Here is a 26,361-nt window from a genome sequence, read left to right on the forward strand (position 1 = left end):
TCATTGTGCGAGAAGCGGGGGGTTCGGGGGCTTGATCGACCGATTGTTTCGGACGACTGAATTCAATAATTCAGTCATGTGCAAGGCGCGATTCGCGCATGCCGGTCCGGAGCAAGAATGTCTGAGGAAAGCGATCTCGAGAAGACGGAAGAAGCCTCCCCGCGGCGCCTGGAGAAGGCGCGTGAGGACGGCGATGTCGCCCGCTCCCGCGAGCTCGTGACCCTGGTGATCCTGGGGGCGGGCATCTCCGGGCTCTGGCTCACGTCGAGCTCGCTCGGCACCACCTTCGGCGGTGCACTGCAGCACGGCCTGCAATTTGACCGCAAGTCGGCCTTCGATGCCTCCCACATGCTGACCCAGGCCGGGTCGATGGTGCTGGAGGGGCTCCTGGCCATCGCGCCGTTCTTCGGGATGATGATGCTGGCCGCGCTGGTCGGCCCGATCATCCTGGGCGGCTGGCTCTTCTCGACGAAGGCCATCGCGCCCAATTTCGGCAAGCTCAACCCCCTGGCCGGCATCGGCCGCATGTTCTCGACCCAGTCGCTGGCTGAGCTGACCAAGGCGTTGGCGAAGTCGCTGCTGGTCGGCCTGGTGGCCTGGTGGGTCATCTCAGGCCACGTCGGCGACATGGTGGCGCTGATGGGCGAGCCGGCGCATCGCGCGCTGCCACACGCCATCCGCATGATCGTGGTCGACTGCGCCGTGATCGCCGCCACGCTGGTCATCGTGGCGATGATCGACGTGCCCTACCAGCTCTGGAGTCACGCCAAGAAGCTGCGCATGTCGCGCGAGGACCTGCGCCAGGAGCACAAGGAAAGCGAAGGCGACCCGCATGTGAAGGCGAACATCCGCCGCATGCAGCAGCAGGTCGCCAAGCGCCGGATGATGGCCGAGGTGCCCAAGGCCGACATCGTGGTGACCAACCCGACGCACTTCGCGGTGGCGCTGAAGTACCGCGATGGCGACATGCGTGCGCCGCGTGTCGTGGCCAAGGGCAGTGACCTGGTGGCCCAGCGCATCCGCGAGCTGGCCAAGGAACACAACGTGGCCGTGCTCGAGGCGCCGCCACTGACCCGGGCGCTCTTCAAGCACACCCGCCTGGGCGACGAGATTCCCGCGGGCCTGTACACGGCGGTTGCCGAAGTGCTGGCCTGGGTCTACCAGCTCAAGCGCTGGAAGGACGAGGGCGGTGATGCGCCGCGCACGCCGACCGACCTGCCTGTTCCCTCCGAGCTTCAATACAACGTGAGCGCCGCATGAATTCACTCGCCGGACTGCTGCGCATGCCCAAGGGCATGCTCGATGCAAAACAGTTCAAGGGGCTGACCGGCCCCATCCTGATCGTGCTCATCCTGAGCATGATGGTGCTGCCGCTGCCGCCGTTCCTGCTGGACCTGCTGTTCACCTTCAACATCGCGGTGTCGATCATGGTGCTGCTGGTGAGCATGTACACCATGAAGCCGCTCGACTTCGCGGCCTTCCCAGCCGTGCTGCTGTTCTCGACCCTGCTGCGCCTGTCGCTGAACGTCGCGTCCACCCGCGTCGTGCTGATGCACGGTCACACCGGCCCCGATGCGGCCGGCAAGGTGATCGAGGCTTTCGGCCATTTCCTGGTGGGCGGCAACTTCGCCGTGGGCGTGATGGTGTTCATCATCCTGGTGCTCATCAACTTCATGGTGATCACCAAGGGCGCAGGCCGCATTGCGGAAGTCGGCGCGCGTTTCGCGCTGGACGCGATGCCCGGCAAGCAGATGGCGATCGACGCCGACCTGAACGCCGGCCTGATCGGCGAAGACGTGGCGCGCAAGCGTCGTGCCGAGGTGGCGCAGGAAGCCGACTTCTACGGCTCCATGGACGGTGCCAGCAAGTTCGTGCGTGGCGACGCCATCGCCGGCCTGCTGATCATGATCATCAACATCATCGGCGGGCTGGTCGTCGGCATGCTGCAGCACGGCCTGGACTTCCAGACGGCCTCGACCACCTACACGCTGCTGGCCATCGGCGACGGCCTGGTGGCGCAGATCCCGGCGCTGGTCATCTCGACCGCGGCCGGCGTGATCGTCTCGCGCGTCGCGACCGACGAAGACGTGGGCAGCCAGCTCACGGGGCAGCTGTTCTCGAACCCGAACGTGATGTTCCTCACGGCCGGCATCGTCGGCCTGCTGGGCATGATCCCGGGCATGCCGAACCTGGCCTTCCTGCTGATCGCAGGCGCGCTGGTCTGGATGGGACGCAAGGGCCTTCAGCGCATCGCGGCCATTCCGAGTGCCGAGCAGGTGGCTGCCGAACAGGCCGCCGTGCAGACCCAGAACCCCGACACGGCCGAAGCCACCTGGGACGACGTCGCGCTGGTCGACCCGCTGGGCATGGAAGTGGGCTACCGCCTGATCCCGCTGGTCGACCAGTCGCAAAAGGGCGAACTGCTCGGCCGCATCAAGAGCATCCGCAAGAAGATCGCACAGGACATCGGCTTCCTGGTGCCGGTGGTGCACATCCGCGACAACCTTGAGATCAAGCCCAACAGCTACGTCGTGAGCCTTAAGGGCGTGGAGATCGGCCGCGGCGAAGCCTTCCCGAACCAGTGGATGGCGATCAACCCGGGCCAGGTCTCGGGCACGCTGGCCGGCACGCCGACGCAGGACCCGGCCTTTGGCCTCCCGGCGGTGTGGATCGACGGCAGCCTGCGCCAGCAGGCGCAGATCCTGGGCTACACGGTGGTCGATGCGTGCACCGTGATGGCCACGCACCTGAACCACCTGATCCAGACGCACGCGGCCGACCTGCTCGGCCGCCAGGAAGTGCAGCAGCTGCTCGACCAGATCAGCAAGACCGAACCCAAGCTCACCGAGGACCTGGTGCCCAAGGTGCTGTCGCTCAGCACGCTGCACAAGGTGCTGCAGAACCTGCTGGAAGAGGAAGTCTCGATCCGCGACATGCGCACCATCCTGGACGTGATGGCCGAGCACGCGCCGACCGTCAAGGACGCGACCGAACTCACCTCGCTCGTGCGCCTGGCCCTGGGCCGCGCGATCGTGCAGCAGCTCTTCCCGGGCGACTCGGAAGTGCAGGTCATCGGCCTGGACGGCTCGCTCGACGGCGTGCTGCAGCAGGCCATGAGCAGCAACAGCGGCATCGAACCCGGCCTGGCGGACAACCTGCTGCGCCAGGCGCAGGCCGCCATCGCGCGCCAGGAGCAGATGGGCCTCGCCCCGGTGCTCGTGGTGCAACACAGCCTGCGCGTGCTGCTCGCCCGTTTCCTGCGACGCAGCCTGCCCCAACTCAAGGTGCTCTCCCATTCGGAGATCCCTGACAGCCGCAACATCAAGATCACCGCCACCCTTGGAGGAAGAGTTTGACCATGACCCACGACGTGCGTACCACTGCCCGCAAATTTGTCGCCGCCACCAGCCGCGAGGCCCTGCGACTCGTTCGCGAGGCCCTCGGCGCCGAGGCCATCGTGCTGACCAACCGCGCTTCCGCTGATGGCGTGGAGATCGTGGCCATGGCCGAGGGCGACGTGAACGCGGCCGTCGCGCAGGTGGCGAGCCCCGCGGCTGCAGCACCGGCGATCGCTGCGCCGACGCGGCCACACATCGGCTTCCCGTCCACGCCGGAGGCCACGCTCCCCGCCGCGCCGCCACCGCTGCGCGCGGCGCCCGTACCCGTCGTACCGATGGCAGCCGCACCGATGACGCCGGCCGCGCCCCTGGTGGCCGCCCCCTCGGTGGCGCCGGCCCCGGTCGCTGCCGACGACTCCGTGCTCAACGAACTGCATTCCATGCGCGGCATGCTCGAAGAGCAGCTCGCCAGCGTGGTCTGGAACGACAAGCAGCGCCGCGACCCGGTGCGCGGCCGCGTGCTGCGCACGCTGCTCGGTGCCGGTTTCTCCGCGCGGCTGTCGCGGGCCATGCTCGAGAAGATGCCGGCCGGCCAGAGCTATGCCGAAGGCATGGCCTACGCGCGCAGCGAACTGATCCGCGCCGTGCCGGTGCATGAAGACGAAGACGCGCTGTTCCGCCAGGGCGGTGTCTATGCGCTGATGGGGCCGACGGGCGTGGGCAAGACCACCACGACCGCCAAGCTGGCCTCGCGCTGCGTCATGCGCTTCGGCGCCGACAAGGTGGCGCTGGTCACCACCGACAGTTACCGGATCGGTGCCTACGAGCAGCTGCGCATCTACGGCCAGATCCTCGACGTGCCGGTGTACGCCGTGAAGGACAGCGCCGACCTCCACCTGGTGCTGCAGGACCTGCGCGACAAGCATCTGGTGCTGATCGACACCGTGGGCATGAGCCAGCGCGACCGCGCCGTGTCCGACCAGATCGCGATGCTGTGCACCAGCCACCGCCCCGTGAAGCGCCTGCTGCTGCTCAACGCCACCAGCCACGGCGACACGCTCAACGAAGTGGTGCACGCCTACCGCAACGGCAACGGCGGCAACGAGCTGGCCGGCTGCATCTTCACCAAGGTCGACGAAGCCACGCACCCCGGCGCGCTGATCGACACCGTGATCCGCCACCGCCTGCCGGTGCACTACATCTCCTGCGGCCAGAAGGTGCCCGAGAACCTGATGCCGGCCGACCGCGCCCAACTGATCGACAGCGTGTTCCAGCCGCGTCGCCACAGCCCGCTGTTCGTGCCGCCGGAAGTCGAGAGCAGCGAGGAGCCGGGTGCCCCGTCGGCCCAGACCGTGCAGGCCCAGGCCGAAGCCGACCGCCTGCGCTCGCAGTACCACAACCTCATTCGCGCCATGGCGCACGACGCGCAGGAACTCGCGACCGCCGCCGGCGCGCTGGCCGGCGCGCAGATCGGGTTCGAGCGGGCCCGCGGCCTGTGGCGCCAGGCCGGCGACGAGGGCGCGGCCCAGCGCACCGTGATGGACGACCTGCTGGTGCACGCCCGCAGCGAAGTCGCCGCCGGTTGCCGCGGCCATGTGCTGGCGCTGAGCAGCCAGGTGGGCCTGCGCTCCGAAGGCGACGACGCCTACGAATGCCACACCAGCCTGCTGCTGTCCGACCGCACCGGCCAGCCGCTGGCCGCGCCGAACGGCTGGCTGTCGACCGCCAGTGCCGACGCCGTGCGCCGGCCCGGCCTGCGCCAGGTGCAGTGGTTGCGCCAGCAGGACTTCGGCAAGTCGCTGGTGCACGTGCTCACCAAGCTGCCGACGGCCGAGACGATGCTGCAGTGGCAGGCGCAGGGCCAGCGCTGGCTGGCGCGCGCCGTGGCCTCCACGGCCGTGACCGACACCGCGACCGGTGCCGGCCGCACGCTCGCGCGGCTCGAGCATCGTTTCGCCGAACCCCGCACGGTGCAGTTCGGCGGTCGTCCGGTGCTGCAGTCCGAGGCCGAGTGCGACGTGCTGCTGCGCTTCAATGCCGCCGCCGCGGCATCGGGCCTGACCCGCGCCGACATGCCGACGCTGCGCTGCGTCGTCACCCGCATCGTCGACGCCCGCAGCGGCAAGCTGCTGCAGCAGAGCTATGCGCTGTCGAACCTGGGCGGCGACGTGACCGGCACGCAACTGGCGCAGTGGCAGGCCTGGGCCAACGAGAACGAACCCTGCTTCCGCCTGATCCGCCAGGGCGTTCAGCTCGTCGGCGGCCTGGGCGAACTGGGCGACCCGCACATGATGAAGCGCGTGCTGATCGCCGGTCAGATGACGACCACCGTGTGGCGCCTGCTGCGTGCCGACGGTGAATGGGCCGATCGCACACGCATGCTGCTGAACCAGTTGAGCGGCCGCCCGGCGCGCGCCAGCCGTCCGCTCACGGGCAACGCCCTGTACGCGGGCATGGGCAAGTTGTTCCTGCTGCTCGAAGCGCTGGGAACGGAATCCACGGCGCCGACGCAGACGTCGAAGCCGCTGGAACAGTTGGGATGACTCGGATGAGGACACGGGCATGAGCAAGCAGGTCGCAGACCAGGCCGACGGATTGAGGCGCCTTCTGGCGCCGGCGCCAACGCGGGTGATCGCGGTGGCCAGCATGGCGCGGGGCGCCGGGGCCACGACGACCGCGATGAACATCGCCGCTGCACTGGTGCTCCAGGGCAAGAACGTGCTGCTGCTCGACCAGCATGCGGCGCGCGCGGGCTCGGTCTGCGCGCAGTGGGCGATCGATGCGCTGGGCACCTGGACCGACGTGGCCCAGCACCGCCTGCGCTGTGCCGGCGCGGCGGTGGCCAGTGGCTCCGGCGTGCACGTGCTGCCGGCCCCGCCCGACCCGGCCGTGGCCACGTCCGACCCGCGCGAGTTCTACCAGGGCGGCGCGATCCTGATCGACGCGGCGATCGACGACGAGGGCCGCTTGCTGCCCCTGGCGCAGATGGCCGACGAGCTGGTGCTGGTGCTCCAGCCCACGCCGAGCGCCGTGACCGCTGCCTACGCCGGCATCAAGCGACTGCACTATGCGCATGCGCTGAAGCAGGCGCGGCTGATCTTCAACGGCGTGCGCGATGCCGACTCGGCCCAGCAGATGCTGACCAACCTCGTCAACACCGGCAGCCGGCACCTGGCGGTGTCGTTGCAGGACGGCGGGCTGGTGCGCGCCGACCCGCACCAGGCCGACGCCCGTCGCCTGTACCAGACCGTGGTCGAGGCCTACGGGACCAGTCCCGCCGCCGTCGACTTCCGCCGCATCGCCGACGAGCTGTGGCGCTCGCCGTGGCGCTCCAAGGTGCTGCGATCGCGTGCGGCCGAACAGGGCCATCGCATCGTCGACGGCGCCATCGATGCGGCGCATGCCGCTTCCCATCCCGCCGCTGCCTTCCAGGGCAGCAGTTTTTGAACCCCCATCGAAAGGGAACGCGTGTACACCGCACAGGGAACCATTGAAAAGTCCCACCTGCTGGCACAGCACCAGCCGTTGGTGAGGCGCATCGCGCTGCAGATGCTGGCCAAGCTGCCGGCCAGCGTCGAACTCGACGACCTGATCCAGGCTGGCATGATCGGCCTGCTCGATGCGTCGAGCCGCTTCGAGGAGGGCAAGGGCGCCCAGTTCGAGACCTTCGTGAGCCAGCGCATCCGCGGCGCCATGCTCGACGAGCTGCGTGCGAGCGACTGGGGCTCGCGCGGGCTGCGCCAGTCGGCGCGCGCCGTCGAGAAGGCGATCCACAAGCTGGAGCACGTCCTCGGGCGCCCGCCGACCGAAGGCGAGATCGCCAAGGAAATGAAGATGGAGCTGCACGACTACCAGTCGCTGCTGCAGGACGTGCAGGGCTGCCAGCTGCTCTACGTCGAGGACTTCGCCAAGGGCGAGGCCGAGAACCCCTTCATCGATATGCATGCGCAGGCGGCGAGCCACGATCGCGGCGCCAGCAACGACCCGCTGGCGCAACTGCTGGAAAGCGGCTTTCGCCACCAGCTGATCGATGCGATTTCCACGCTGCCCGAGCGCGATCAGCTGCTGCTGAACCTCTACTACGAGGAAGAGCTGAACCTGCGCGAGATCGGCGCCATCCTCGAAGTGAGCCAGTCGCGCGTGTGCCAGCTGCACAGCCAGGCGATCAGCCGGCTGCGTGCGCGTTTGAAGGACGAGCTGAAGGAGGACTGAGGTCTCAGAGGGCGCGCCAGTCGATGACCGGCAGCGCCTCGACCTGCGGGCGCGCGAACAGGTAGCCCTGGAACAGCTCGACCCCGAAGCCACGCAGCACCTGCAGCTCCTCGCGCGTCTCCACGCCCTCGGCCACGACGCGGATGCCGAGCTCGCGGCAGATGCCCACCAGCCCGCGCACGATGGTGCGGCGCACGCGGTCGGTGTGGATGTCGCGCACCAGGTGCATGTCGATCTTCACCACGTCCGGCTGGAACATCGCGAGCAGCTCGATGCCGGCGAAGCCCGCCCCGAAGTCGTCGATGGCCGACGTGAGGCCCCGCGGCTTGTAGGCGCGCAGCACGTCGGTGAGGTGCGGCACGTTGGCGATCTGCTCGCCTTCGGTCACTTCGAACATCAGGCGATCGATCGGAAAGTTGCTGCGTTCGGCGGCCAGCACCGTCTGCGACGCGTAGTCCTCCGGCCGCGCCAGCGCATTGGGCAGCATGTTCAGGCTCAGGCGCGATTCCATGCCGAGCGAGCCGGCCAGCGCGATCGCCTTGCCCCGGCAGGCCTGGTCGAAGGCATAGCGCTGCGCGGGCTGCAGGTCGCCAAAGAGCGCGGCCACGCAGGAGGTGCCCGGCGACCGCACCAGCGCCTCGTGGGCGAAGACCTCGTGACGCACCACGTCCACGATCGGCTGGAACGCCATCGTGAAGGGGCTGAAGGCCGGCGCGCCGCCACTGCCGAACATTGAATTAGTTTCCATCACATCGATACCCGCATGGCTGCATTGAAAAACCGTCCGCGATGCCATGGCCGGCGCTCGAGCGCGGCCGCTGCCGAAGGGCTCATCAGGCTTATCGGCGCCGGGTGCAGAAACTGAAGGGCACGCCGTGCCCCGGCGCTCACATGGCGCGGAACAGGTGGGCGTAGAGCCGACTGACGGGGATCGCCTCGCGGCGTCCGCGCAGCCTCAGCGACAGCTTGCCGGCGTCGTCGCGGTGCACCGATTCGATCGCATCGCTGCGCACGACCACCGCGCGATGCACCTGCCAGAACACGCCGGTATCGAGTTGCGGCAGCAACGCCTTCAAGGGTGTGCGGATGAGATATTCGTCGGCGGCGGTGAGCACGCGCACGTACTTGTCGGCCGCCTCGAAATACTGCACGTCGTCGATCGACACCATGTGCACCGTGGCGCCGGAAGTACCCGCCTGGCTTGCCGCGATGAACTTCAGCGGCACACTGGTTTCGGTGGCGCCGAGCGAGCCACCGGCAACGCTCAGCAGCTTGCGCCACTGCGCCAGCGTGCTGGCCAGGATGTCTTCGCTCGGCAGCGAGGCCGAGCGGCGCAGCGCCAGCGCCTTCTGCAGCCGCACCACCGTGCGCTTCAGGCGATCGGGCTGCACCGGCTTGAGCACGTAGTCGATGGCCTGGGCGTCGAAGGCGCGGGCCGCGTATTCATCGTAGGCCGTGACGAACACCAGTTGCGGCAGCGGCGCTTCGTCGGTCGGCCAGACATCGGCCAGTTCGGCCGCGGCCGCCAGGCCGTCCAGGCCCGGCATGCGCACGTCGAAGAACAGTACCTGCGGCAGCAGGCGCAGGCTCTCCCGCACGGCACTGCGGCCATCGCCGACGTTGGCGATCACCTGCAGGTCGGGCCAGGCGAGGGCGAGTTCCGCCTGTAGCGCCTGCGCCAACAGCGGCTCGTCCTCGGCGATGAGAGCAGTGGGCTTCATGTGGGCACCGGGAACGAAATGCTCGCGCAGGTGCCGCCGTCGCGCAAGGGGGACAACCGCAGGGCGGCCCGGTCGCCGTAGGCGGCAGCCAGCCGTTCCCTGACCTGCGTCAGGCCGAAGCCGCCGTCGGGCGACGGCGAGGCATCGGGGTCGAGCCCGGCGCCGGTGTCGCACACCTCCAGCGTCAGGTGCCCGCTCGTCGCGCGTGCACGCACGGTGATCTCGCCCCCCTCGACGGCCGGTTCCAGGCCATGCCGGATGCTGTTCTCCACCAGTGGCTGCAGCAACAGCGGCGGCACCGGCAGGTCCCGCAGATCCTCCGGCAGGTCGAGCGTGTAGCGCAGGCGGGGACCCATGCGCACCTGCATCAGCGCGAGGTAATCCGACAGGCGGGCGAACTCTGCCGAGAGCGGATGCGACAGCGCGCGGGAGCCGGCGAGCGTCACGCGCAGGTAGCTGTCGAGCCGGTCAAGCATCGCCACGGCACGCGGCGGGTCGAGCGTGATCAGCGCGCGCAGGTTGGCCAGCGTGTTGAACAGCATGTGCGGCTCGAGCTGCGTCTCGAGCAACTTGAGCTTGGCTTCGCTCGCATCGCGCTCGGCCGCGCTGATCTTCGCGGCCATGGTGGCGGCCCGGCCGCGCGCGTGGAAGTAGAAGCTGCCGATCGCGCCGGCGATGATCGTGACGGCCAGGCTCAACCGGTTGTCGCGCGGCGTGTTCACGGTCCTGAAGCCGAACAGGAAATCGCCGATCGGGTCGCCGAACATGAATCCGCAGCCGATGCCCACGCCGGTCAGCAGCAGGCCGCGCCACCCCTTCGGCCAGCCATGCCCGCCCGCGCCGTCGCTGTGGCAGTTTTTCTGGTCGAACACGAAGCGGCCGAACTCGATCACGGCCCAGGTGATGGTGCCGACCGACAGCGCGTAGCCGACCTGCATCAGGTAGCTCTTGGCCGGCCAGATCAGGTTGGTCACCACCGCCACCGCGAAGCAGAACGCCACCACCTGCAGGTAGTGGCGCGCGACATCGGTCCAGCGGATGTTCATGGCGCCAGATTCTGGATGAAGAAGCGTGTGATGGCCGCGTAGGCCAAGGGCACCGCCGCGCGGTCGAAACCCGGCGGGTCATTCAGCAGGCGCGCGGCCCTGGGCGGGAGGTCGGGCAGCTGCGGCGAAAGGATCGAGCCGTGCCCGCCGCCCGCCATGTCGGCCAGCAGCGTGCAGCTTTTGCAGACGGCGCGCACCGCGTCGATGTGCCATCGCGGCGCGAGCCATGCGTCCTTGCCGGCGCGCACCAGGCCGAGTGGCACGCGCGGCTGCGCCAGCGAGGCCATGTCGACCGTCGCCGCCATCGGCACCGCCGCGACCACGGCGGCGATGCGCGGTTCGTTCCAGCCCCGCGGCGTGGTCTCGTTGCCGAACTTCCAGTCGACCACGCGCCGAGCGACGGCCAGCTTCAGCCCGTCGAAAGCGCCGCCGGTGAGTTCGGTCGCCAGGCCGACGCAGGTCGGAAAGTCGTCGGCGATGTGGGCGTCGCAGTGCGCGGCGAGCCGGGACGGCGACCATTGCGCGCCGGCCAGCGTCAGCGCGGTCAGGCCGCCGGCGGACATGCCGTAGTGGCCCACGCGCTGGACGTCGAGCAGGGGCGCGAAGCGCGCATCGGCGGCCATGGCGTCGATGGCCTGCGACACCTCGCGAGGACGATGCTGCCAGGAGCGCGGCCCGACGGCGCTCATGTCGTGGTAGTTGTCGCCGGCATGCTCGGGCATCGCGACGGTGAAGCCGGCTTGCACCAGCGCGACGGCCAGGTCGGCCTGCGGCCAGGGCGAGCCGCCGGAACCGTGCGACATCACGACGAGCCGGCCATTGCCGCGCTGCGGCACCGCGTCGAGCGCCGCCTCGATGACGAAGGGGCCGCGCTGCAACTGCGCGTCGGGTGCGGCCGTGGGATAGAACACCGTGATCGGACCGCTCTCGGGCGGTGCGGCGAGCGTCGTGATGCCGGTGGCGGCCGATGCCACCGCGCTCGCGAGGCCGAGCGTCGCCGTGGCCAGCAGCCGGCGCGTGCGCGCGGCTATCACGGCTCCCCCTTGGTACGGGCGGAGAGCCTGGCGCGTTCGCGCTGCACCATGCTTTCCATCAGGTCGTTGCCTGGCGCGAACACCCAGACGGAGAGCCCGTGAAAGAACAGGCCGATGCCCCAGCCGAGCAGCGGAAAGATGGCCCAGGCCCGGCCGTGGTACAGCGAGAGCGCGATCAGCCCGAAGTTCACCGCGACATAGACGCTCGCGTGGAAGAAAAAGCCCAGCTTCGCCCTGGCGCGGCGGCGGGCCAGTTGGTCGAGCTGAAGGTCGGTGTGCTGTTGCATGGAGGACTCCGATGGTTTCAGGCGCGCTGGGTGGGGGTGACGAGGGCCGCGTCGCGCCGCAACGCGAGCTTCCACAGCCGCAGGCCCCGCGCTGCAAACATACCGCTGAATGCGCCGTACAGCGCGCCCACGCACAGGGCGAAGACCCGGTCGTCCGGCAGGGACGGATGCATCGCGATCTGGACGGCCACGACGTACTTGGTGAAGAAGATGCCCATCATCAGTGCCAGCGGCACCGCCGTGCCGGCGAGATGGATGCGGCGCGCGGCCGGGTCGTAGCGCGTGCTGTCCGGCAGCGCGCGCTGCAGCACGGCGATGCCGGTCATGAGCGCGGCAACGGCCCAGCCCAGCACGGCGACCGGCTGGTGGCTGAAGACCGACAGCAGGCCATAGATGGACAGGGCGGTCATCGCGAACGGCAGGATCGTGGCGCGCCGGAGGGCGACGTCGTGCGCCACCAGCTGTCGGCCGCCCAGCCACAGCAGCAGGGCGAAGAGGGCGAACACCCAGCGGGGCGTGCCGGCGAGGATCTGGATCAGCATGAGAGGCTCCTGAAAGCAAGAGTGACAAGGGAAGCGATGGGACGGACGCGACTGTGCCCGCGTGACGAAAGCCGCGACAGTGCGATGCGACGAAATGCGGATCCGCGGTGCCGCAGGTCGGCAGGGGGCGGCGAACGGCACCGATCGGAGGGCGTGCGCCGCGACGGCCGCGGAGTTGATCTGCGTCAACGGGAAGGCGCCGCGCGCCCGCAAGATCGGCCTTGTCACGCGCCTGCCCTCAGGGCGCTGCACCGCAAGGGCGTTCATGTCCCCCTCTTTCTCGTCCGCCTTTCCGGATGCCTGGCTGATCGGCAGCGTGGCCGCCGATGTCGCCGTGGCGCCCTTCGGCGGTGCCACCGCGATCGCGCAGCGCGTCCAGCAGCGCCTGGCCGACCTGCTCGCGCACGCGGCGCGCCACTCGCCGCTCTATCGGGAGGTGCTCGGCGGGCGCCCGGCGTCGACGGTGCCGTTGGCCGACCTGCCGGTCATGCGCAAGGCCGACCTGATGCAGCGCTTCGACCAATGGGTGACGGACCCGGGTCTGACGCTGGATGCCGTGCGCACCTTCATGGCGGACCGCACGCGCATCGGCGAAGCCTTTCGTGGGCGATACATCGTCTGGGAGAGTTCGGGCAGCAGCGGGGCGCCGGGCATCTTCGTGCAGGACCCGTTCGCCATGGCCGTCAACGATGCGCTGGAGGCCCTGCGGCGCCCGGTCCTCGATCCGATGCGTGCCCTGGTCGACCCGATGGGCCTGGCCGAACGCATCGCATTCGTCGGCGCCATCGATGGGCATTTCGCCAGCACCGTCTCGATCGAACGCCTGCGCCGGCTCAACCCGTACCTGTCGTCCCGGCTGCACGGCATCTCCTTCCTGCAGCCCATCGCGGCGCTGGTGGCCGAACTCGACGCCATGGCGCCGACGGTGATCGCCACCTACCCGAGCGTCGCGCTGCTGCTCGCCGAGGAGCATCGACGGGGCCGGCTGCGCACGCGGCCGCGCGAGATCTGGACCGGCGGCGAGGACCTGTCCGGTGCGCAGCGCCAGCGCATCCGGGAAGCCTTCGATTGCGCGGTGGTCAACAGCTACGGCGCGTCGGAATTTCTCTCGCTGGCGTCGGAATGCCGCCATGGCCGCCTGCACCTGAACAGCGACTGGTGCATCCTCGAATCGGTCGATGCCGACGGCGCGGCGGTGGCCCCGGGGCATCGGGGCGCGACCACCTTGCTGACCAACCTGGCCAACCGCGTCCAGCCGCTGCTGCGCTACGACCTGGGCGACCGGGTCGCGTACGCGGCCGAGCCCTGCGCGTGCGGCTCCTGCCTGCCCGTGATCGAGATCCACGGCCGCTGCGACGACACGCTGCGGCTGGGCCGCGCCGGCGCGCGGCGCGTGCCCCTGACGCCGCTCGCGCTCACCACCGTGCTCGAGGAGGACGCGGACCTGGTCGACTTCCAGCTGGTGCAGGAAGGGCCGTGCGAACTCACGCTGCGCACCGGCCTGCAAGGGCCCGCCGCCGTTGCGGCGCTGCGGACCGCGCGCCCGGTGCTGGCTGCGTTCCTCGCGGCGCAGGGCGCAGTGGGGGTGCACATCCGTTGCCGCTCGGGTGAGCCGGCACAGCGCGGGCGCAGCGGAAAGATTCAGCGGGTGCTGCGCGCGCCGGGTGCCGCCTGAACCATCGGCGTCAGCCGCCCGCCGGCGCGCCCGATCGCTGCCGCTGCTTGGCCGCCTCGACGGTACGGCGGGCGGCTTCGCGGGCGGTGCGCGCTGCGCTGTGAAGGGCCGCATCGGCCTTCTATAGGGCCTTGCGCGTTGCACGGCCTCACCGCAACGCCTCGCCCGGCGGCGCCGGCGACCAGAGCGGGCGCTCCGTGCGCTCGGTGTCGACGACGATGACCCAGCGCCCTGCGTCCGCCAGGGGCGTGCGGTTGGGGGCGAGCACCCACGAGGCAGCGCCCTCCGTCACGCCGTGCCGTGCTCGAACACGCCGAGCGGCGTCTCGAAGTGATCGAAGGCGCCACCGCGCCTGGTCGAGACCGGTGAGGCACCCACCAGCCATCCCGGCGCCCCCGGAGGCAGCCAGTAGAGCAGAAGGGCCTGCACGTGCGGGTTGCGATCGATCACCACGACGTACTCGGCCGAGGCCAGCGAGATCCCGGCTGCGGCCAGGGCGGCGCGTGCGAGTTCGTCGTAACGGTGTGCCTCGTCGGCCGGCAGTTCCAGGCGGCGATCCACCTCGTTGCGGTAGCTCTGGCTCAACGCGGCCGGGTCTGCCAGGGTGCCGGCGGCGGCCGCGCACAGCGCGCCGAGCAGCAGCGCCGCCCGGAGGAAAAGCAGGCGACGGCAGCCCATCAGGCGTGGCGGCGATCGATCGTCCGACGGGTGGGGTGATGGGGGGTCATGCGGCCTCCTGGCGCAAAGCCCATCATCGCCAGCGGCGCGGCGGGGCGGGTTGACCCAGCGCAATGCATTTCCCGCAAGTGACGCCATGCACCGCAGCGTGCGTTGACGCCGGTCAAGCCGTCGATCGCCCGCCGTGGGAAGCTGGCCTTCTTGCGAAGGACACGCGATGCCGATCGATTTTTTCGGCGGTACCGGGACCGTCACCGGCTCCAAGTACCTGCTGACGCACGAGGGACGTCGGCTGCTGGTCGACTGCGGCCTGTTCCAGGGCCTCAAGCAACTGCGTCTGCGGAACTGGGAGCGCCTGCCCTTCGACCCGGCGTCGGTCGACGCGGTGCTGCTCACCCATGCGCACATGGACCACAGCGGCTTCCTGCCGCGCTTCATGACGATGGGCTTCCAGGGGCCGGTGTATGCCACGGCCGCCACGCGCGACCTGTGCGGGCTGCTGCTGCCCGATTCCGGACGCCTGCAGGAGGAAGAAGCCGATTTCGCCAACCGGCACGGCCACAGCAAGCACAGCCCGGCGCTGCCGCTCTATACGGAGGACGACGCGCGCGCTGCACTTAAGCGCTTCGAGGTCGTGGCCTTCGATGAGGGCTGGTCGCCCTGGCCCGGGTGGACCGTGCGCCTGCGCCGCGCGGGCCACATTCTGGGCGCCGCGAGCGTGCACGTCGCGTGGCCGGGCGGCAGCATCCTGTTCTCGGGCGACCTCGGCCGCAGCGACGACCTCGTCATGCGCGCACCCCAGGCGCCCGAACCGGCCGACCATGTCGTGATCGAGTCGACCTACGGCAACCGGCAGCACCCCGAGGTCGACACGCTGGGCGCACTGGCCGAGGTGGTCAATCGCACGGCCGCACGCGGCGGCATGCTCGTGATCCCGGCCTTTGCCGTGGGACGGGCGCAGACGATCCTGCACGGCCTGCACCTGCTCAAGCAGGCGCGGCGCATTCCCGACATGCCGGTGTTCCTCAACAGCCCGATGGCTGCCGACGCGACGCGCATCTACCGTCGGCATCTCGACGAGCACCGCCTGAGCGCCGAGCAGTGCACCGCGATGAGCCACGAGGCGACCATCGTCAACACGGTGGCCGAGTCGAAGCAGCTGAATGCGTTGAAGTACCCATCGATCATCGTGTCGGCCAGCGGCATGGCCACCGGCGGCCGGGTGCTGCATCACCTCAAGGCCTACGCGCCGGACGCCCGCAACACCATCCTCTTCGCCGGCTTCCAGGCCGCGGGCACCCGCGGCGCGGCGCTGGTCGGCGGCGCCGATGCGGTGAAGATCCATGGCGAGTACGTGCCGGTGCGCGCCGAAGTCGCCAACCTCGACACCCTGTCGGCCCATGCCGACCGCACCCAGCTGCTGGCCTGGATCGGCCAGCTGCAGGCGCTGCGGCGGGTGTTCGTCACCCACGGAGAACCGGTGGCGGCCGATGCCCTGCGGCTGGCCATCGCGGAGCGCCATGGCTGGGCAGTGGGGGTGCCCGACTACCGCGACAGCGTCGTGCTCTGAACCGGCACCGGAGCATGGCCATGGCCTTCGACCGCCTGCCTGCCCGCCGCGCGGGCATCGACACCTATCAGCAGCCGGTGGCCTACCTGCGCGCCGACAGTGCCGTCTGCCTGGCCGAGGGCTTCGAGGCCCAGGCCCAGATCGAGCTGATCGTGCGCGGCCGTCATGTGCTGGCGATCCTGCACCACGTCCGCAGCGACTGGCTGCGGCGCGACGAGATCGCCCTGTCCGAGGCGGCCTGGGCGCTGCTCGGTGCGGCCGAGGGCGAGGACGTCCAGGTGCGGCATCCACCACAGCTCGCGTCGCTGGCGTACCTGCGGGGCAAGGTCCACGGCACCCGCTTCGACGACACGGCGCTGCATGCGCTGATGGCGGACGTGAGCCAGGGGCGTGTGTCGGACATCCACCTGGCGTCCTTCGTGACCGTCTGCGCCGGCGGCGGGCTGGACCTGGCCGAGACGGTGGCGCTGACCCGCGCCATGGTCGACGTGGGCGAACGCATCGACTGGGGCGTCGCGCCCGTCATGGACAAGCACTGCATCGGCGGGCTGCCCGGCAACCGCACCACCTTATTGGTGGTGCCCATCGTCGCGGCCTGCGGCGCGGTGATGCCCAAGACCTCGTCGCGCGCCATCACGTCCGCGGCCGGCACGGCCGACGCCATGGAAACGCTCGCACCCATCGGCCTGGACGTGGCGGCGATGCGCCGCGTCGTCGAGCGCGAGGGCGGCTGCATCGTCGGTGGCTCGGCTGCGCACATCAGTCCGGCCGACGACATGCTGATCCACGTCGAGCGGCCACTCAACCTCGACAGCGAAGGCCTGCTGGTGGCGTCGATCCTGTCGAAGAAGGTGGGGGCCGGTGCGCAGCGCGTGCTGATCGACCTGCCGGTGGGCCCGCAGACGAAGGTGCGCACGGCGTCGGCGGCCGAGGCCCTGTCGCGCAGCCTGGTGGCCGTCGGGGCCGAGTTCGGGCTGCAGGTGTGCGCCGTGCTGAGCGACGGCTTCCAGCCGGTCGGCCGCGGCATCGGTCCGGCGCTCGAGGCATTCGACGTGATGGCCGTGCTCGAGCGCCGGCCCGATGCGCCGACGGACCTGCGCGACCGTGCCCTGGTGCTGGCCGGCCTGCTGCTCGAGATGGCCGGCAAGGCCGCGCCCGGCGCCGGCCTGGTGCTGGCGCGCAGCGTGCTGGACGACGGTCGGGCGCTGGCCAAGTTCATCGCCATCTGCGAGGCGCAGGGCGGCATGCGGGTGCCGCCGCGAGCGGCCCATACCCAGGTGCTGTGCGCCCCGGTGGCGGGGCGGGCGACGGCCATCGATACGCGCCTGGCCGCGCGCGCCGCCAAGCTCGCCGGCGCACCGCGCGACCCGTCGGCCGGTGCCGTCATGCACGTGCGTGTGGGCGAACGCATCGTGGCCGGTCAGCCGCTCTTCACGCTGCACGCGGGCAGCGTGGGGGCGTTGCAGTACGCGCTGGGCTTCCTGCGGGCGCAACCGCCGGTGGTGCATCTCGCAGTCGAGCCATGACCCCACGCTCGAGGAGCCCAACAGACTCGAGCGCCCTTACGAATTCGATCCTTCCCAACCCCTAGAAAGTCAGAAATGTCCCTCTTTCACGCAGTCGCTTTTGTCGACCACCAGTCCGCCCAGGTCGTGCAGTTCGACGCCGAACACACGGTGGAGCAAAAGATCCACGCGCATGCGCACTACACGCGCCAGCATGGCAGCGCCGTGCGCTCGGAACATGAATTCTTCGCCGAGGTCTGCGATGCGCTCGAAGGCATCGCCGAGGTGCTCATGACCGGCGGGCACACCGGCCTGGCCGACTTCCGCCATTACGTCGAGAAGCACCGTCCGCTGACGGCCGCGCGAATCACCGGCTACGAGGTCGTGGATCACCCGAGCGAGAAGGCGCTGCTGGCGCTGGCGCGCAAGCACTTCGTCAAGTACGACCAGATGGGCGGCACGGGCACGCCGGCCTGAGCGCCTGAAAGACTGAGCGTGGTCAGCTCGCCGCGAGCCACTGCGCGGCGATCGCCTGCGGCGACACGGGGGCCGGGGCATCGGCATCGGCGACGATCGCGGCCGCGCGCTCGGAGGCGCTGAGCGCTTCATCCGCGCCGGCCAGCTTCTCCAGCACCGCCAGATCGGCCTCCGACGGGTCCGTGCCAACGGCCTGTCGCGCCTGGACCCTTTGCCGCAGCAGCGGCAGCGCGGCGCGGCAATCGAGCACGGCAAACGGCACACCCATCGCGGCCGCCAGTGCGGCGAACGCGGCCCTTTCCGAATGGCGCAGGAAGGCCGCATCGACGATCACCGGCCAGCCGGCGCGCAGGGCCGTCTCGGCGACCTGCTGCAGACGCGCGTAGGTGCGGTGTGTCGTGGCCGCATCGTAGATGCCGCCGGGCACACGGTCGCGGGACGACGCGTGCGCCTCGAGCCCGAACAGGCGCTTGCGCTCGACGTCGGAGCGCACGCAGATGGCGCCCGCCGCTTCGAGCACACCTTGCGAGACGAAGCTCTTGCCCGAGCCCGGCAGCCCGTGGGTGATGGCCAGACGCGCATCGCCGGCGGTCGACAGCGCTTCTGCGAGTGCCAGGTAAGCGGACGCATCGCCAGCGCCGACCGCCTGCACGCCCTGCCGTTCGGCGAGCGTGGTCACCTGCGCGCGCACCAGCGCGCGGCACACCATGGCAAAGCGCAGGCCGGGGAGGGCGTCGTAGTCGCCGCTGGCGGACAAGTAGGCGTTGATGAAGCGGAAGGCGAGCTGGCGGCGGTCGTTCGCCAGCAGGTCCATGGCGAGAAAGGCGATGTCGTCGACCACGTCGATCCAGCGCAACGCCGGGTCGAACTCGATCCCGTCGAAGGCGGTGGCCTGGCCTTCGAGTTGGAGCACATTGCCCAGGTGCAGGTCGCCGTGGCATTCGCGGACATGGCCTTCACGTTGACGCGCGGCCCACCAGGGCGCCAGCGCCTGCAACTGCCCGGCCATCCAGGCGCGCAGCGCCGGCGTCTCGACCGTTTCTTCAAGGCCCTGCACGACCTGCGCATGGGCGGCGGCGGACCCGAACGCGCTGCCCGCGGGTGCCACCGCGGCGTCGCGGTGGAAGGCCGCCAGCGTCTTCGCCATCGCGTCGACGTGGTGCGGCGCCAGGGTGTCGGCCCTCAGCATGTCGCGCCACAAGGCGCCCTCCGGAAACCGGCGCATGTGGACCGCGACATCGAGCACCGTGCCGGGGCCGCCGAAGGTGGGGCCCTGCCCGTTGTCGCAGACCTCCACCACGTCGAGGTAGAGCGAGGGCGCCAGCCGCCGGTTCAGCCGCAACTCCTCCTCGCAGAACCGGCGCCGCGCGGCCAGCGTCGTGCCGTCCAGAAAGGACAGCCGCAAGGGCTTCTTCAGTTTGTAGACCGTCGTCCGGCCCAGCAGCAGCCACGAGATGTGCGTTTCGATCAGCGTCGCCGGCACGCCGTCGGTGGCGGTGAGCGAGGCCTGGAGCGCCGCAACGCGCTCGCGTGCCACGGCCAGGGGTGACGAGGGATTCATGCAATGCACCATACAGGCAATGTGGGCCCGGCAGCTGCGAGCGGCCTTGCGCCAGCGCATGGTCGGATATCGGACCGGGGCGCATCATGGACTCGAGGCGACGCTGGCGATTCAGTGGCGCAAGGACGGGATATGACGCACATCACTCGAAGGCATTTTGCGACGCGCTGCGCCAGCGCGATGACCCCGCCGCTGCTGCTGAACGGATGCTCCCTGGGCACCGGAGACCCGAGCTACACCGAGGCGGTTCAACGCACCTGGCGGCCGGATGCGCCCGCGGCCACGGGCCGCGTGCCGCTGCTGGAGGAACTGGTGCGCTGTGCCACGCTGGCGCCGTCGAGTCACAACACCCAGTGCTGGACCTTCGCCCTGCAGGAACAGGCCATCAGCGTGATGCCGGATCTGTCGCGCCGATGTCCGGCGGTCGATCCGGACGACCACCATCTGTTCGTGTCGCTCGGGTGCGCCACGGAGAACCTGGCGCAGGCGGCGCTGGCGCACGGGCTGAAGGCCGAGGCCGTCGTCGATGCCTCGGCCAACAGCGCGGTGAGGGTGCGACTCGAGCCGACCCGGGCGGCGGCGTCCACGCTGTTCGACGCGATCTTCGAGCGGCAATGCACGCGCGCCGAATTCGACGGCCAGCCGGTGTCGGCCGAAGACCTGAAGCTGCTCGAGCGGGCCGGCACCGGCAACGGCGTCCAGTTGCTGATCCTCGACGACCAGGCCGCGATGGAGAGGATGCTGGCCCGTGTCGTCGCGGCCAACACCGTCCAGATGGGCGACCCGGCCTTCGTCGACGAACTCAAGCACTGGATACGGTTCGGCGACGCCGAGGCGGTACGCACGGGGGACGGCTTGTTCACGGGGGCATCCGGCAATCCGTCCGTGCCGCGATGGCTCGGCGAACGGCTCTTCTCCGTCTTCTTCACCGCGAAGAACGAGAACGACAAATATGCGAAGCAGGTTCGCAGTTCGGCGGGCATCGCCGTGTTCGTCTCCGCCGCGAACGACAAGGCGCACTGGGTGGAGGTGGGCCGCTGCTACCAGCGATTCGCGTTGCAGGCGACGGCGCTGGGCATCCGCAATGCCTTCCTCAACCAGCCGGTGGAGGTCGCCAGCATGCGGCCGCAGTTGGCGCGCGATCTGGGCGTGGGCGCGCGGCGCCCGGATCTGGTGGTGCGCTTCGGCCGGGGCCGCGAGATGCCACGGTCCTTGCGGCGCCCCGTCGCGGCGGTGTTGGCCCGCGAATGACCGGTGCGCTGAAAGCCCCTGAACTCGGCGATCCGTCCGTGCAGGCGGCGGGCCAGGTGCTGCAGGCGCTCGCGGCCGATGCCGAACGCGGGCTGACGTCGCAGGAGGCCGCGCGGCGGTTGGCCGTGCACGGCCGCAACGAACTGCGCGGCGCGGCCGCCGTGGCGACATGGCGGCGCCTCCTGGCGCAGTTTCAGGATCCGCTGGTCTACCTGCTGCTGGCCGCCATCGGCATCGCGCTCGGTGCCTGGGCGATCGAAGGCTACGCCGGCTGGCCGCTGGATGCGCTGGTGATCGCGGCGGTGGTGCTGCTCAACGGCGTGCTCGGTTTCGTCCAGCAGGCCAAGGCGGCGAACGCGGTAGCCGCGCTGGCCCGCATGACGGCGGTCACCTCGGCCGTCGTGCGCGACGGTCACGCGCTGCGCGTTCCGAGCGCCGAGCTGGTACCGGGCGACCTGCTGGTGCTGGGCGAAGGCGATGCCGTCGGGGCCGATGCCCGGCTGCTGGAAGCGTCGTCGTTGCGCGTGCTCGAGGCGTCGCTGACGGGCGAGAGCGACGCCGTGCTGAAGGACGCCACGACGCTGCCGGCGCCCGCAGCACTGGGCGACCGGTTCGACATGGTGTTCAAGGGCACGGCGATCGCCCAGGGCACCGGCCGCGCCGTTGTCACCGCCACCGGCATGCGCACCGAGGTGGGCGCCATCGCCGGGATGCTGGACGCCACCGTGGAAGCGCCGACACCCCTCGGCATCGAGGTGGCACGCATCGGGCGCATGCTGGGCATCGCGGTGGTGGTGATCGCCGCCGTGGTGGTGGCGACGGTCCTGCTGATCTCCGACATCCGCACGGCGGCCGACGTGGTCGCCGTGCTGCTGCTGGGTGTGTCGCTGGCGGTGGCGGCGGTGCCCGAAGGCTTGCCGGCGATCCTGTCGGTGGTGCTGGCGATGGGCGTGCAGCGCATGGCCAAGCACAACGCCATCGTCAAGAACCTGTCGTCGGTCGAGACGCTGGGCGCTGCATCGGTGATCTGCACCGACAAGACCGGCACGTTGACGCGCGCGGAAATGACGATCGAACGCGTCGTGACCGCCTCGGGCAGCACCCGCATCACCGGCGCGGGCTATGCGCCGACGGGGCGGGTGGAGCACGAGGGGGCCGAGCTACCCGCCGGGTCGCTGCGCGACGAGCAGACCGTGGTGCTCGCCGGCGGCAGCCTGGCCGGCGATGCGCAACTGCGCCAGGACGCGGGGGGCGCCTGGCGGATCCATGGCGACCCCACCGAAGCGGCGTTTCTCGTGGCCGAACGCAAGATGGGACTGAACGCGCGCCGGGTGCAGCGCTTCGAACGCATCGCCGCCATCCCGTTCACCTCGGAGCGCAAGATGATGTCGACGCTCGAGCGCGATCACGACCACGGCGACCAGGCCGTGCTCGTCACCAAGGGCGCGCCCGACGTGCTGTTGGCCCGTTGCAGCCGGGTGCGCGTGGGCCGGGACGTGATCGCGCTCGACGCGGCGATGCGCGCGCGGATCGTGGCCGATGTCGACGCGCTGTCCGATGCGGCCCTGCGCACGCTGGCCGTCGCCTACCGGCCCCTCACGGCGCTGGAACAGGCGTTGGCGATGGACACGGTCGAGGGGATCGATGCGCTGGAACACGAGCTCATCTTCGTCGGTACGGTCGGCATCATCGATCCGCCGCGCGCGGAAGCGGCCGTGGCGATCCGGGAGGCGCAACACGCCGGCATCCGGGTGATCATGATCACCGGCGACCATCCGCGCACGGCGGCCCGCATCGCCGCGGACCTGGGCATCGTGGCGCCTGGCGCGACGGCCCTCACCGGGCTGGCGCTGGACAGGCTGGACGCCGCTGCGTTGGCAGAGGCCGTGCGCCGCACCGCGGTCTTCGCGCGGGTGGCGCCTGCGCACAAGCTGCGCATCGTCGCTGCGCTGCAGGCCGACGGCAACGTCGTCGCCATGACCGGCGACGGCGTCAACGATGCACCGGCGTTGAAGGCGGCGGACATCGGTGTCGCCATGGGCGTGACCGGCACCGAGGTGACGCGCGAGGCGGCACGGATGATCCTGGTGGACGACAACTTCGCCACCATCGTGGCGGCCGTGCGCGAAGGGCGCGGCATCTTCGACAGCATCCGCAAGGCCCTGCGCTACCTGCTGTCGTCCAACATGGGGGAGGTACTCACCGTGTTCCTGGGCGTGGTCGGCGCCGGCGTGCTGGGGCTGGCCGGCGCGGACGGGGCCGTGGTACTGCCGCTGCTCGCGACGCAGATCCTCTGGATCAACCTCGTCACCGACTCCGGACCGGCGCTGGCCATGGGCGTCGACCCGCCGACGGACGACGTGATGGCCCGCAGCCCGCGCGGCCGCAGCGAGCGCGTGATCGACGCGCGCATGTGGTCGGGCGTGATCCAGGGCGGCCTGGTGATGGCGCTGACGACCCTGCTGACCATCGACATCCTGCTGCCCGGCGGCATGATCGAAGGCCGCCAGGACCTGGCCACGGCCCGCACGGCCGGTTTCACGGCGCTGGTGCTGGCGCAGTTGTTCAACTGCTTCAACGCGCGTTCGGACCGCCGGAGTGCCTTCTCGCACCTGTTCGTCAACCGCTGGCTCTGGGCCGCCATCGCGCTGTCGGTGGCGCTGCAGGTGGCGGTCGTCCATCTGGGGTTTCTCAACCTCGCGTTCGGCACCGCGCCGCTCGCGCTCGACCAGTGGCTGCTGTGCGCCGCGATGGCCAGCGTGGTCCTCTGGTACAGCGAATTGCGCAAGCTGGTGATCCGCTGGCGGTGGCCGGGCGTCGGCGCATCCGCACGGGGCCCGGCGCGATAAACTCCGCGCGCCAACCCTCTTGGCGCCCCGCGGATGCCGCCCAGGAATTCCTCATTTGCCGCTACACATGGCGTCCTCGAAACAGACCGGTAGTCAGAGCGAGCCCGATGCGCGGCTGTTCATCGCCTCGCTGGAAAAGGGCATGCGCGTGCTGGAGCTGTTCAACGAGCAGGCGGCGCCCCTGTCGATCGGCGACATCGCCGACAGCACGGAGATGGGCCGCAGCGCGGCGCAGCGCTATGTCTACACGCTGCACCAGCTGGGCTATCTCACCAAGGATGCGGAGTCCAAGCGCTACTTTCCGGCGCTGAAACTGCTCGGCCTGGTGCGCGGCATCCACCGCCACCGCTCGCAGATGGACCTCGCCTATCCCTTGCTTCAGGCACTCGCCGCAGAGACGCTGGAAACGGTGTCCTGGGTCGAGCTGGACGGTGACGACGTGGTGGTGCTGCAGAACTTCGCTGGCGCCCACGTCACCGCCGTCAACCTGCCGGTCGGCAGCCGGTTTCCCGCGTTGACATCGTCATCGGGCCAGGTGCTGCTCTCGCAGGCGCCGGCCTCGCAACTGGTCGCGATGTACCAAGCCCTGGCCCCCGAGGTCCGCGCACGCTTCGGCTCGCGCAGCGAAGCGGAAGTCGTCGCCATCTTCCGCAAGGCGGGCAAGGACGGCTACTCGCTCACGGAAAAGAACTTCGCGGAAGACGGCATCTCCGTGTCCGTGCCGGTGACCGACGCCGGGCGCATCGTCGCGGCCATCAATGTCTCGACCGTGCGCACCCGCTTCGACCTGGCCAAGGCGCGCAAGGCGATTCTTCCCCTGCTCGAACAGACGGCGCGCGAAGCGTCGATCTAAGCCCCTCGGCACGCTTGAACCCGGTGTGCACGTCGGCGTGCGCACCGGTCGCGTACGCACAACCACGTACGCAGCCCATCTTGACAACCGCATGACAAAGCCAGAAGCTTCGCAAATTGTTATTCAATTCATGAAATTGCATTGCAATTTATGTGTCACTTCTCACTGGATTTGGAATGCCCCTGCACGACGATCTTTCGCCTCAGGTCTCGATGAACGACGTCGGAGACGAGACCATCGGCGCGCTGCTGGAGCGCCGTGCGCGCCTGCACCCGGACGACACCTACTGCACGTTCCGGGACGAGCGCATCACCTTCCGCCTGCTCAAGCGCCGGGTCGACCAGGTCGCCACCCTGCTCAAGGCCCATGGGCTGGCGCGGGGCGACCGCGTCGCCGTCATGCTGCCGAGCCACCCCGAGCACCTCTACGTGATCTTTGCGTTGGCGCAGCTGGGCATGGTGCGGGTGCCGATCAACGTGCATCTGATCGGCGCACCGCTCGAGCACCTGCTGACCGAGCTCGCGCCCCAGGCACTGGTGGTCGACTGCGCCTACGAAGCCGCGCTCGCAGGCCTGGCGTCGCCCTTGCCCACCCTCATCCGGCGCAACGGGGTCGACGGTGAGTTCGATGCCTATGCGGCATGCGTCGAGGACACGGCGCCGTTGGACGTCGCCGCGGACGACATCGTCGCGCTGACCCCGAGCTCCGGCACCACCGGTGCGCCGAAAGGGGTGCTCAAGAGCGATCGCCATCTGCGAGCCGGGCCGATGGCCGTGCTTCGCCTCACCGAAGCCCAGCCGGGTGACGTGTTCCTGTTCTGGGAAGCCTTGCACCATGGCTCCGGCGTGGCCGTCGCCATCGCGGCGCTGATCGGCCGCTTCCAGTTGGCGATGCTGGAACGCTTCAGCGCATCGCGTTTCTGGGACGAGGCTCGGCAGCACCGGGCCACGCATATCCACTACCTCGGCAGCGTGCTGCCCATGCTGCTGAAGCAACCCGCGCGCGCCGACGACAGAGAACACGGCGTGCGTATCGCCTGGGGCGGCGGCTGCCCCTCGCACATCTGGCAAGCGTTCGCTGAGCGCTTCGGGGTCACGATGCGCGAGGGCTACGGCCTCTCGGAACTGATCACCTTCGTGACGGCAAACGTCGACGGCACGCCGGGCTCCATCGGCAAGCCACTGTCGTACTACGAGGTGACGCTGATCGACGATGAGGGCACGCCGGTGCACGCCGGCGACAAGGGCGAGATCGCGGTGCGCGCGCGCGACGCGCGACTGGGCTTCCTGGGCTACTTCAACAATGCCGGGGCAGACGCCGCCGCCCGGCGCGGCGATCTCTTCCTGACCGGCGACCTGGCGCATGCCGACGCCGACGGCAACCTCTTCTACGCCGGACGGAAGAAGGACATGCTGCGCCGCCGGGGCATCAACATCTCCGCGTGGGACGTGGAAAGCGTCTTCGCCGAACACGAAGCCATCGCCGAGGTCGCACTGGTCGGCGTGCCGAGCGAGCTCGGCGAAGACGAACTGAAGCTGTTCGTGCGGGTGCGCGATGGCGTGCGCGTCGAGCCGCTGGACCTGATCCGCTGGTCGAGCCTGCGCTTGCCTTACTTTCAGATTCCGCGCTACGTCGAGTTCGTCGATGCGTTTCCGAAGACCCCCACGCAGCGGATTCAGAAGAAGGAACTCTCTCGCGAGGTGGTGGGTGTCTGGGACGGCGCCCACACGGATTTCCGGGTGGCCAAGCGCTGAAGACGCCT

Annotated in this window: 22 protein-coding genes; 13 read left to right on the plus strand and 9 right to left on the minus strand. The window is 69.8% G+C overall.

Annotation, left to right across the window (positions count from 1 at the left end; genetic code table 11):
• The first annotated feature begins 117 nt into the window (after positions 1–117).
• Genes flhB through QTH86_RS00215 form a run of 5 tightly spaced genes read left to right on the plus strand, consistent with a single transcriptional unit; the run spans position 118 to position 7,550 of the window.
• Complete coding sequence (flhB, locus tag QTH86_RS00195) at positions 118–1,260, plus strand: flagellar biosynthesis protein FlhB (protein ID WP_286646669.1); 1,143 nt, start codon at positions 118–120, stop codon at positions 1,258–1,260.
• Positions 1,257–3,356, plus strand: coding sequence for a flagellar biosynthesis protein FlhA (flhA, locus tag QTH86_RS00200; RefSeq protein ID WP_286646668.1), 2,100 nt, complete (start codon positions 1,257–1,259; stop codon positions 3,354–3,356). The genes flhB and flhA overlap by 4 nt, the downstream gene beginning before the upstream one ends.
• Positions 3,357–3,358: 2 nt before the next feature.
• A complete protein-coding gene (gene flhF, locus QTH86_RS00205; protein WP_286646667.1) occupies positions 3,359–5,881 on the plus strand; it encodes a flagellar biosynthesis GTPase FlhF in 2,523 nt (840 codons plus the stop codon).
• A 19-nt stretch (positions 5,882–5,900) separates the two neighbouring features.
• Positions 5,901–6,785: a P-loop NTPase family protein gene (locus QTH86_RS00210; protein ID WP_286646666.1), complete on the plus strand. Its 885-nt coding sequence runs from the start codon at positions 5,901–5,903 to the stop codon at positions 6,783–6,785.
• Positions 6,786–6,806: 21 nt separating this feature from the next.
• Positions 6,807–7,550 (plus strand): RNA polymerase sigma factor FliA, encoded by a 744-nt coding sequence (locus tag QTH86_RS00215; protein ID WP_286646665.1) that lies wholly within the window; start codon positions 6,807–6,809, stop codon positions 7,548–7,550.
• A 4-nt stretch (positions 7,551–7,554) separates the two neighbouring features.
• Here the strand turns inward: QTH86_RS00215 and QTH86_RS00220 are convergent, their stop codons facing one another.
• The 6 genes from QTH86_RS00220 to QTH86_RS00245 all read right to left on the minus strand — a co-directional run bounded on the left by QTH86_RS00220 (position 7,555) and on the right by QTH86_RS00245 (position 12,180).
• Complete coding sequence (locus QTH86_RS00220; RefSeq protein ID WP_286646664.1) at positions 7,555–8,298, minus strand: EAL domain-containing protein; 744 nt, start codon at positions 8,296–8,298, stop codon at positions 7,555–7,557.
• A gap of 139 nt (positions 8,299–8,437) precedes the next feature.
• Positions 8,438–9,271, minus strand: a complete 834-nt coding sequence (locus QTH86_RS00225) for a LytR/AlgR family response regulator transcription factor (RefSeq protein ID WP_286646663.1) — start codon at positions 9,269–9,271, stop codon at positions 8,438–8,440.
• Positions 9,268–10,317: a sensor histidine kinase gene (locus QTH86_RS00230; RefSeq protein WP_286646662.1), complete on the minus strand. Its 1,050-nt coding sequence runs from the start codon at positions 10,315–10,317 to the stop codon at positions 9,268–9,270. Before QTH86_RS00230 ends, QTH86_RS00225 begins: the two co-directional genes overlap by 4 nt.
• A complete protein-coding gene (locus QTH86_RS00235) occupies positions 10,314–11,351 on the minus strand; it encodes an alpha/beta hydrolase family protein (RefSeq protein ID WP_286646661.1) in 1,038 nt (345 codons plus the stop codon). Before QTH86_RS00235 ends, QTH86_RS00230 begins: the two co-directional genes overlap by 4 nt.
• Positions 11,348–11,638 carry a 2TM domain-containing protein gene (locus tag QTH86_RS00240; RefSeq protein ID WP_286646660.1) on the minus strand — a complete coding sequence of 97 codons (291 nt, stop codon included), beginning with the start codon at positions 11,636–11,638 and terminating at the stop codon, positions 11,348–11,350. The genes QTH86_RS00235 and QTH86_RS00240 overlap by 4 nt, the downstream gene beginning before the upstream one ends.
• Before the next feature lie 17 nt (positions 11,639–11,655).
• Positions 11,656–12,180 (minus strand): DUF6622 family protein, encoded by a 525-nt coding sequence (locus tag QTH86_RS00245; RefSeq protein WP_286646659.1) that lies wholly within the window; start codon positions 12,178–12,180, stop codon positions 11,656–11,658.
• 265 nt (positions 12,181–12,445) lie between these two features.
• On the opposite strand from QTH86_RS00245, the gene QTH86_RS00250 reads away from it, so the two are divergent.
• A complete protein-coding gene (locus QTH86_RS00250) occupies positions 12,446–13,855 on the plus strand; it encodes a phenylacetate--CoA ligase family protein (protein WP_286646658.1) in 1,410 nt (469 codons plus the stop codon).
• A gap of 148 nt (positions 13,856–14,003) precedes the next feature.
• Here the strand turns inward: QTH86_RS00250 and QTH86_RS00255 are convergent, their stop codons facing one another.
• A complete protein-coding gene (locus tag QTH86_RS00255) occupies positions 14,004–14,147 on the minus strand; it encodes a hypothetical protein (protein WP_286646657.1) in 144 nt (47 codons plus the stop codon).
• Positions 14,144–14,533, minus strand: coding sequence for a hypothetical protein (locus tag QTH86_RS00260; RefSeq protein ID WP_286646656.1), 390 nt, complete (start codon positions 14,531–14,533; stop codon positions 14,144–14,146). The genes QTH86_RS00255 and QTH86_RS00260 overlap by 4 nt, the downstream gene beginning before the upstream one ends.
• 217 nt (positions 14,534–14,750) lie before the next feature.
• Here QTH86_RS00260 and QTH86_RS00265 point away from each other — a divergent pair, with 217 nt between their 5' ends.
• The 3 genes from QTH86_RS00265 (at position 14,751) to QTH86_RS00275 (ending at position 18,085) form a co-directional block, all read left to right on the plus strand.
• A complete protein-coding gene (locus QTH86_RS00265; RefSeq protein ID WP_286646655.1) occupies positions 14,751–16,103 on the plus strand; it encodes an MBL fold metallo-hydrolase in 1,353 nt (450 codons plus the stop codon).
• A gap of 20 nt (positions 16,104–16,123) precedes the next feature.
• Positions 16,124–17,629, plus strand: a complete 1,506-nt coding sequence (locus tag QTH86_RS00270; protein WP_286646654.1) for a thymidine phosphorylase family protein — start codon at positions 16,124–16,126, stop codon at positions 17,627–17,629.
• A gap of 75 nt (positions 17,630–17,704) precedes the next feature.
• A complete protein-coding gene (locus tag QTH86_RS00275) occupies positions 17,705–18,085 on the plus strand; it encodes a hypothetical protein (protein ID WP_286646653.1) in 381 nt (126 codons plus the stop codon).
• A gap of 22 nt (positions 18,086–18,107) precedes the next feature.
• Here the strand turns inward: QTH86_RS00275 and QTH86_RS00280 are convergent, their stop codons facing one another.
• Positions 18,108–19,646, minus strand: a complete 1,539-nt coding sequence (locus tag QTH86_RS00280) for a bifunctional aminoglycoside phosphotransferase/ATP-binding protein (RefSeq protein WP_286646652.1) — start codon at positions 19,644–19,646, stop codon at positions 18,108–18,110.
• Positions 19,647–19,760: 114 nt separating this feature from the next.
• Here QTH86_RS00280 and QTH86_RS00285 point away from each other — a divergent pair, with 114 nt between their 5' ends.
• The 4 genes from QTH86_RS00285 to QTH86_RS00300 all read left to right on the plus strand — a co-directional run bounded on the left by QTH86_RS00285 (position 19,761) and on the right by QTH86_RS00300 (position 26,353).
• Complete coding sequence (locus QTH86_RS00285) at positions 19,761–20,897, plus strand: Acg family FMN-binding oxidoreductase (protein WP_286649361.1); 1,137 nt, start codon at positions 19,761–19,763, stop codon at positions 20,895–20,897.
• Complete coding sequence (locus tag QTH86_RS00290) at positions 20,894–23,746, plus strand: cation-translocating P-type ATPase (protein ID WP_286646650.1); 2,853 nt, start codon at positions 20,894–20,896, stop codon at positions 23,744–23,746. Before QTH86_RS00285 ends, QTH86_RS00290 begins: the two co-directional genes overlap by 4 nt.
• Before the next feature lie 67 nt (positions 23,747–23,813).
• Positions 23,814–24,599, plus strand: coding sequence for an IclR family transcriptional regulator (locus QTH86_RS00295; protein WP_286646649.1), 786 nt, complete (start codon positions 23,814–23,816; stop codon positions 24,597–24,599).
• A 212-nt stretch (positions 24,600–24,811) separates the two neighbouring features.
• The gene (locus QTH86_RS00300; protein ID WP_286646648.1) at positions 24,812–26,353 is read left to right on the plus strand and encodes an AMP-binding protein; all 1,542 of its coding nucleotides are present in this window, start codon (positions 24,812–24,814) and stop codon (positions 26,351–26,353) included.
• Positions 26,354–26,361 lie beyond the last annotated feature (8 nt).

The sequence above is a fragment of the Variovorax sp. J2L1-78 genome (genome assembly GCF_030317205.1).
Taxonomy (GTDB): domain Bacteria; phylum Pseudomonadota; class Gammaproteobacteria; order Burkholderiales; family Burkholderiaceae_C; genus Variovorax; species Variovorax arabinosiphilus.

What these genes read in the sequence shown, in the direction of transcription:
- flhB (WP_286646669.1), top strand. Translation starts at nt 118, where the DNA reads ATGTCTGAGGAAAGCGATCTCGAGAAGACGGAAGAAGCCTCCCCGCGG.
- flhA (WP_286646668.1), top strand. Translation starts at nt 1,257, where the DNA reads ATGAATTCACTCGCCGGACTGCTGCGCATGCCCAAGGGCATGCTCGAT.
- flhF (WP_286646667.1), top strand. Translation starts at nt 3,359, where the DNA reads ATGACCCACGACGTGCGTACCACTGCCCGCAAATTTGTCGCCGCCACC.
- QTH86_RS00210 (WP_286646666.1), top strand. Translation starts at nt 5,901, where the DNA reads ATGAGCAAGCAGGTCGCAGACCAGGCCGACGGATTGAGGCGCCTTCTG.
- QTH86_RS00220 (WP_286646664.1), bottom strand. Translation starts at nt 8,298, where the DNA reads ATGGAAACTAATTCAATGTTCGGCAGTGGCGGCGCGCCGGCCTTCAGC.
- QTH86_RS00225 (WP_286646663.1), bottom strand. Translation starts at nt 9,271, where the DNA reads ATGAAGCCCACTGCTCTCATCGCCGAGGACGAGCCGCTGTTGGCGCAG.
- QTH86_RS00230 (WP_286646662.1), bottom strand. Translation starts at nt 10,317, where the DNA reads ATGAACATCCGCTGGACCGATGTCGCGCGCCACTACCTGCAGGTGGTG.
- QTH86_RS00240 (WP_286646660.1), bottom strand. Translation starts at nt 11,638, where the DNA reads ATGCAACAGCACACCGACCTTCAGCTCGACCAACTGGCCCGCCGCCGC.
- QTH86_RS00245 (WP_286646659.1), bottom strand. Translation starts at nt 12,180, where the DNA reads ATGCTGATCCAGATCCTCGCCGGCACGCCCCGCTGGGTGTTCGCCCTC.
- QTH86_RS00250 (WP_286646658.1), top strand. Translation starts at nt 12,446, where the DNA reads ATGTCCCCCTCTTTCTCGTCCGCCTTTCCGGATGCCTGGCTGATCGGC.
- QTH86_RS00260 (WP_286646656.1), bottom strand. Translation starts at nt 14,533, where the DNA reads ATGGGCTGCCGTCGCCTGCTTTTCCTCCGGGCGGCGCTGCTGCTCGGC.
- QTH86_RS00265 (WP_286646655.1), top strand. Translation starts at nt 14,751, where the DNA reads ATGCCGATCGATTTTTTCGGCGGTACCGGGACCGTCACCGGCTCCAAG.
- QTH86_RS00270 (WP_286646654.1), top strand. Translation starts at nt 16,124, where the DNA reads ATGGCCTTCGACCGCCTGCCTGCCCGCCGCGCGGGCATCGACACCTAT.
- QTH86_RS00275 (WP_286646653.1), top strand. Translation starts at nt 17,705, where the DNA reads ATGTCCCTCTTTCACGCAGTCGCTTTTGTCGACCACCAGTCCGCCCAG.
- QTH86_RS00280 (WP_286646652.1), bottom strand. Translation starts at nt 19,646, where the DNA reads ATGAATCCCTCGTCACCCCTGGCCGTGGCACGCGAGCGCGTTGCGGCG.
- QTH86_RS00290 (WP_286646650.1), top strand. Translation starts at nt 20,894, where the DNA reads ATGACCGGTGCGCTGAAAGCCCCTGAACTCGGCGATCCGTCCGTGCAG.
- QTH86_RS00295 (WP_286646649.1), top strand. Translation starts at nt 23,814, where the DNA reads ATGGCGTCCTCGAAACAGACCGGTAGTCAGAGCGAGCCCGATGCGCGG.
- QTH86_RS00300 (WP_286646648.1), top strand. Translation starts at nt 24,812, where the DNA reads ATGAACGACGTCGGAGACGAGACCATCGGCGCGCTGCTGGAGCGCCGT.